The sequence below is a fragment of the Rhodopirellula sp. JB055 genome (assembly GCF_043100905.1).
Taxonomy (GTDB): domain Bacteria; phylum Planctomycetota; class Planctomycetia; order Pirellulales; family Pirellulaceae; genus Rhodopirellula.
The window spans coordinates 1-5,651 of record NZ_JBICHO010000086.1; the positions used below are offsets into that span (position 1 = coordinate 1).

Consider the following 5,651-nt stretch of genomic DNA (forward strand, 5'->3'; position numbering starts at 1 on the left):
AAGGCGACATCATCAGATCATCCGCGCGAACCACTTCGGTGGTGGTCAGATAACAAATCCGCTCGACCGTGTTCCGCAGTTCACGCACGTTGCCTGGCCAATCATGCGACAACATCGCTTCGCGAGCACAGGGCGCGAACGTTGGCACAGCTCGGCCGATCTGACGGCAAAAGTCCACCAAGAAATGCTCGGCCAACTCCATCACATCTTCGCCTCGCTGAGACAAAGGCGGCAACGTCAGCGAGACGACATTCAACCGGAAAAACAAATCTTCGCGAAAGCGTTTGGACTCGATCAATTCCTGCAGGGGTTGGTTGGTCGCCGCAATCACGCGGACATCCACGGGAATCGGGCACGACCCGCCGACACGGACCACCACCTTTTCCTCCAAAACACGCAGCAACTTGGCCTGACCGCCAGCGCTCATGTCGCCGACCTCGTCCAAGAACAACGTTCCGCCGTTGGCCAATTCGAACTTGCCCACTCGAGTGTCCGAGGCGTCCGTGAACGCACCTTTTTCATGCCCAAACAGTTCGCTTTCCAGCAACGTCTCGACCAACGCGGCACAGTTGACCGCGACGAAGGGTCCGTTGCGACGTTCACTTTGATAGTGAATGTGCTGAGCCAAGACTTCTTTGCCCGTTCCGTTGCTGCCCAACACCAGGACGCTCAGATCTGTAGGAGCCACCTTGGTTGCGTTGCGACGAATCTCTTGGATGGAATGATGGTTGCCGATCAGCGGTTTCGACTGGGCCGCTTGCTCCACCAACCGGTCGCGAGTTTCTGTCAAATCCGTTCGCGTTCGATACGATTCGATCGCGATGGACGCGTGCATCGCCAATTCAGTCAGCGTGCGAACGTCCGCCGCATCAAAGCTCTCGTTTCGGTGATCACCGGGACGCGCGTTGATGCCCTCGAAGACGCCAATGACCTGGTCCCGAGCGTTCACCATCGGAACGGCCAGCAACGATCGGGTCGTGAAGTTCTGAGCTTGATCAATTCGGCGGTTGACGCGACCTTCGTCCGTTCCACCTGCTGACCACCATCGCGGGCTGCCACTTTGCAAGGCTTCACCAACGATTCCAGCGTTGTCCTCGACTTCCAGCACGCCACCTTCAATTCCGATCGCCGGGCGGCCGACCAGTTTCTTGGTGCGTTTATCCCATAGAAAGATGGTGGCTCGTTCGCAATTCAGCACCTCGCAAGCACAGTCGGCCATCGAAGCCAACAATTTCTCGTCGCTGTCGAGCTGCTGCCACATGGCCGCGTGCTCCAGCATTTTGGAGGTTTGCCACAACCGCCGAGCGTCGTTTTGATGGTTACGCTGCAGCCACAAGAACCGCCCCAGGGCAGTCGCCAACATTTCCATGGTGTTGGCATCTGCGGGCTGGCCGTCCACCGACAACACGATCGCGTCGCTGCCGATGCCAGGCAGAATCTCCTGACTCGACGAAACAGCCATGTCACTCGCCGGAGCAACCTCGACTCCCACCGCCGCGAAACCATTCGCTCGGACCACCTGGTCCTCTGCGACCGCTTGGCTGGCCAACGATTCCGCCTCGCTCCACCGATCGCCGGTCCAATGCGTGGGCTGCCACTGATCCTGGACCTGGCTGACGACTCCGCCACGCACGGTCGCCTGGTTCCCGATCAATCCCAGCAGGACGGGCATGAACGAAGATAAATCGCCGGTATGTGCAGCCGAGCCTTCGGAAGATGCGGGAGATACGGGCGGAGGAGAAGCCGTGTGCGACCGATCCATGGCTGAAGGTGCTTTGACAATTGTGGGGGATGAGTAACCAATCACGCGTCGGTGTCCCAGTTACGAACGTCGGCTTGTCGGTCTTGGAAACCGCCGCGATGATGTTCACCGTCGGACAAACAAATAGAACTAAGCCGAAAAGGTTGAAGATGCAATTTGAAGGAAAAAAAGGACTGATCATCGGGGTCGCCAATGACCATTCGATCGCATGGGCGATCGCTCAAGAAATCCTAAAACAAGGCGGCAAGTGTGGTTTCACCCACCTTCCCGACCGTGCCGATGACGAAAAACAGCGGAATCGACGCCGGGTTGCCAAATTGACAGATCCAGAAGATGGCGCCGAATTCCTCCTACCCATGGACGCGAATAACGACGACGACATCCGCACCATTTTCGAGCACACCGAGAAAACCTTCGGAAAAATCGACTTTCTGTTGCACTCGATCGCTTTCGCGGACCGTGACGACCTGGGCCGAGAAACGATGCACACCTCCCGTGCCGGCTTCAAATTGGCCATGGAATCCAGCGTTTATTCGCTGCTGGCGGTGACCTCCGCCGCCGAACCCATCATGAATCCGGGCGGATCCGTGCTGACGATGACCTACTACGGCGGCGAAAAATGCGTTCCTGGATACAACGTCATGGGTGTCTGCAAAGCCGCTTTGGACGCCTCGATGCGGTACCTCGCGTTTGACATGGGTGCCCGTGGCGTCCGCGTCAACGCTCTGTCCGCCGGCCCCATCCGCACGCTCGCCGGACGAGCCGCTGGCGTGGAGGAAATGCTGACCATGTACGAACACATGGCCCCGATGGGCCGCAACGTGACCCACGAAGAAGTCGGAAAATCCGGTGCGTTCCTGCTGTCCGACGCCAGCTCCGGAATCAGCGGCGAAATCCTGCACGTGGACGGTGGCTACCACGCCATGGGCAGCCCCGGTCGCTTGCTCGACGAAATCAAAAAACAGACGAAGTAGCTCCTAGCTAACTGCTAACTGCTAATCCCCCTCTTCCCCAAGGACTCACCATGGTTCGCACCGCTTCGACGATGATGCCACTGGGAACGACCGCCCCCAACTTTTCGCTGCCCGAAACCGATGGCGGAACAGTCTCACTGGCCGATTTCAAAGATCACAAAGCCCTGCTGGTCATCTTCTTTTGCAATCACTGCCCCTACGTCAAACACGTCGCCGAGCAACTCAAGTTGCTGACTGACGAATACATGCAGCAGGGTGTCGGTGTCGTCGGCATCAACAGCAACGACATCGCGAAGTACCCCGACGATGACTTCGATGCCATGAAGGCCGAAAAAGAATCTCGCGGCTACGCGTTTCCCTATGCCTTGGACGAAGACCAATCGGTCGCCATCGCCTACGGAGCCGCCTGCACACCGGACTTCTTCTTGTTCGATGCCGACCACAAACTGACCTATCGCGGCCAACTCGATTCCAGCCGTCCCAAGTCCGACTTGCCGGTCACCGGCGCGGACCTGCGGGCAGCGCTCGACGAGACCATCGCGGGCCGTTCGCCAAAAGCCGAACAACGTCCCTCGATCGGTTGCAACATCAAGTGGAAAGAAGGCAACGAGCCAACTTACTTCGACCCCAACGGCACCGCGTGAACCCGATGCCCGCAGGATCGCTTTTGAACGACGCCCAAGCCATGTTCTCACATGGCGTCGAAGCGGTCCTGGGAGACCGGCTGATCATCGATGCAGTCTCCTTCGATGAGACCGCGATGCTGATCGCTGACCACGCGATTCGCAAAGACTCCTTCGATCGCGTGGTGGTCGTCGGTGCCGGCAAAGCCTCCGCGGCGATGGCGGCGGGTTTGTCGGAAGTCATCCGGAATAATTTGACCACCGACAGCGGCGAAGACTTTCCTGTCATCGGACATGTCAACGTGCCCGAAGGATGCCACCGCGACCTGCCCGGCATCACGATCCAAGAAGCTCGCCCGGCGGGAATCAACGAGCCCACGATGGCTGCCATCCAAGGCACCGATCGAATCCTGCAACTGGTCGCAGGCGCCGGTCCTCGCGACCTGGTGATCGGCCTGATTTCGGGTGGCGGCAGTGCGCTGCTGTGTCGTCCATCGCCCGGCATCTCGCTGGATGACAAGCTCACCGTCACACGTTGGCTCAGCTCGCACGGCGCCGACATCGTGGCCCTCAACACCGTTCGCAAACACCTCAGCGAAGTCAAAGGCGGCGGACTCCTAAGGGCCAACCGAGCCGGGCAGTTTCTCACTCTCGTGCTCTCGGATGTCCTCGGCGACCCGCTCGACCTGATCGCGTCCGGACCGACCGTTCCCGACACCTCCACGGCGATGGATGCACTGGCCGTTTTGGACCGCTTTGACCCTGATCAACAACTGCCACACGTCGTTCGCGAACACCTGACGCGTGCCTCCGATCACCCCGCACCCACTATGCCGGCGACCGACCATTCCACCTTTGTGCTTGGCAACAACGCGGTCGCCGTCGACGCAGCGGGTATCACCGCGGAAGCCCTGGGTTACAACCACGTCATGCATTGCCATCGCCAATCCGAAGGCGATGCGGAATCTGTCGGGAGGCACCTGGCAGAGCTCACGCTCACGATGTTGCAAGCGGATCCAGCCGTGCATCGACAAGACGCCTTCTTGAGTGGCGGCGAACCAACCGTGTCACTCGCCGACGCATCGATCCGAGGCGTCGGAGGCCGCAACGGACAACTCGTTCTGGCCGCCTACGCTCGACTGCTGGAACTGAATCTGACCGACGACCAATGGTCACGGCTCGCCATTCTGTCCGGCGGCACGGACGGCGAAGACGGCCCCAGCGACGCCGCAGGCGGGATGATCGACGGCGATGTTCATCGGCGAATCATGGAACTGGGCCTTGACGTCCACGACGCCATGCGACGCAACGATTCGCATGGCTTCTTGCGCCAAGTCGGCGGCTTGCTTCTGACGGGCCCCACCGGCACCAACGTCTGCGACGTCCGCATCGCTTTGGTGGACCATCCAAAACACCGCTGCCATCAAAACTGACCCGCTGCCCTGACTCGCAACTTGGCGTCCCACCCAGTCATCTGTTCCAAGTCGCCTGGATCGGTCACAATCAACACCGAGGATGAGCCCCGCTCATCCCCAAGCACCCGTGGCACAATTGGATAGCGCGTCGGCCTCCGAAGCCGAAGGTTGTGGGTTCGAACCCCGCCGGGTGTATTGAGACAAAAGCGGCCGAATCATTGGGAATTGTGGTCTCAATTCGATACCGGGCATCGTGCCCGTGCGGCGTTTTCCCTTGGTTCCAAAACGGTAGATACCGTTTTGGCTATTGGAGACGTGGCACATGCCCAAACTCTCGAAGTCTTTGCCGAAGTATCGGAAGCACAAGGCAAGCGGCCAAGCGGTCGTGACCATCGCCGGACGTGATCACTACCTTGGCCCACATGGCACCGCTGCCAGCAAACGCGAATACGATCGGCGGATTGCCGAGTATCTGGCAACAGGCCGCCGCGGCGTCATCGAGGATGAAACCCAAATCAGAGTTATCGAAGTGCTTGCCGCGTACTGGAAGTTCGCCCAAGGCTACTACGTGAAGAATGGGAAGCCGACAAGCGAGGTCGACGCGTTGCGTTTGGTAATCGGCGATTGCAAGAAACTGTACGCCGACCTGCCGGCCGAATCGTTTGGGCCACTTGCGTTGAAAGCTGTCCGGCAACGATGGATCGACCGCGGACAGTCCCGCCCCACAGTAAACAAGAACATGCGGAGGCTAACACGCATTTTCCGTTGGGCAGTCGCTGAGGAAATGGTCCCCGGTTCGGTCATCCATTCCCTGACCGCCGTGCCCGGCTTGAAACGTGGTCGCTGTGACTTACCCGAACCGAAACCGATTGACCCG

At 59.4% G+C, this 5,651-nt stretch carries 4 protein-coding genes, 1 tRNA gene and 1 pseudogene; 5 read left to right on the forward strand and 1 reads right to left on the reverse strand.

Annotation, left to right across the window (positions count from 1 at the left end; translation table 11 throughout):
- A partial coding sequence (locus ACF8AM_RS03235; protein ID WP_392554252.1) for a sigma 54-interacting transcriptional regulator occupies window positions 1-1,672 on the reverse strand: 1,672 nt, incomplete at its 3' end.
- A 239-nt stretch (window positions 1,673-1,911) separates the two neighbouring features.
- Here ACF8AM_RS03235 and ACF8AM_RS03240 point away from each other — a divergent pair.
- The 5 genes and pseudogenes from ACF8AM_RS03240 to ACF8AM_RS03260 all read left to right on the forward strand — a co-directional run.
- Complete coding sequence (locus ACF8AM_RS03240) at window positions 1,912-2,736, forward strand: enoyl-ACP reductase (RefSeq protein WP_392554253.1); 825 nt, start codon at window positions 1,912-1,914, stop codon at window positions 2,734-2,736.
- A gap of 50 nt (window positions 2,737-2,786) precedes the next feature.
- Window positions 2,787-3,380, forward strand: a complete 594-nt coding sequence (locus ACF8AM_RS03245) for a thioredoxin family protein (RefSeq protein WP_392554254.1) — start codon at window positions 2,787-2,789, stop codon at window positions 3,378-3,380.
- A gap of 5 nt (window positions 3,381-3,385) precedes the next feature.
- Entirely contained in the window at window positions 3,386-4,792 is a 1,407-nt protein-coding gene (locus ACF8AM_RS03250; protein WP_392554255.1) for a glycerate kinase, read from the forward strand.
- A gap of 103 nt (window positions 4,793-4,895) precedes the next feature.
- A tRNA-Arg gene (locus ACF8AM_RS03255) sits at window positions 4,896-4,969 on the forward strand.
- A 127-nt stretch (window positions 4,970-5,096) separates the two neighbouring features.
- Window positions 5,097-5,651 (forward strand): annotated as a pseudogene (locus ACF8AM_RS03260) (site-specific integrase); the annotation flags it as partial.

Excerpts from the sequence above, each read along its gene's own strand:
- ACF8AM_RS03240 (WP_392554253.1), top strand. The coding sequence starts at position 1,912 with ATGCAATTTGAAGGAAAAAAAGGACTGATCATCGGGGTCGCCAATGAC.
- ACF8AM_RS03245 (WP_392554254.1), top strand. The coding sequence starts at position 2,787 with ATGGTTCGCACCGCTTCGACGATGATGCCACTGGGAACGACCGCCCCC.
- ACF8AM_RS03250 (WP_392554255.1), top strand. The coding sequence starts at position 3,386 with ATGCCCGCAGGATCGCTTTTGAACGACGCCCAAGCCATGTTCTCACAT.